This window comes from Streptomyces sp. CO7 (genome assembly GCF_053474865.1).
In genome coordinates this window covers 1-548 of sequence record NZ_JBRIOU010000073.1, presented here as the reverse complement: position 1 = coordinate 548, position 548 = coordinate 1, and the positions used below count along the sequence as shown (strand labels likewise).

General features: G+C 75.4%; 1 protein-coding gene. It reads left to right on the top strand.

Annotation, left to right across the window (positions count from 1 at the left end; all coding sequences use genetic code 11):
* A partial coding sequence (locus tag ACOV8S_RS31150) for an AMP-binding enzyme (protein ID WP_448321841.1) occupies window positions 1-548 on the top strand: 548 nt, incomplete at both ends.

The window sequence follows — 548 nt, the reverse complement described above, 5'->3', positions numbered from 1 at the left end:
AGCTGTACCTGGCGGGGGCGGGCCTGGCCCGCGGCTATCTCGGACGCGCGGACCTGACCGCGGAGCGGTTCGTGGCCGATCCGTTCGGCCCGGGCGGCAGCCGCATGTACCGCACCGGCGACCTGGCCCGCTGGACCGGCGAGGGGCTGCTGGAGTTCCTGGGCCGGGCCGACGAGCAGGTGCAGATCCGTGGCTTCCGCGTCGAACTCGGCGAGATCGAGGCGGTGCTGGGCGGTCTCCCGGAACTGTCGCAGGTCACGGTCGTCGCCAGGGAGGACCGGCCTGGCGACCGACGGCTGGTGGCGTACCTGGTCGCGGAGCCGGGCCTCGCCCAGGGGCTGGACGTCGAGGGTCTGCGGGTGCACGTGGCCGGGCTGCTGCCGGAGTACATGGTGCCGTCGGCGTTCGTGGTCCTGGACCGGCTTCCGCTGACCACCAACGGCAAGCTGGACCGGCGGGCCCTGCCCGCGCCGGAGCTGCCGGCGGCCGCTGCCGGGCGCGGTCCGCGGACCCCGCGCGAGGAGGTCCTGTGCGGCCTGTTCGCCGAG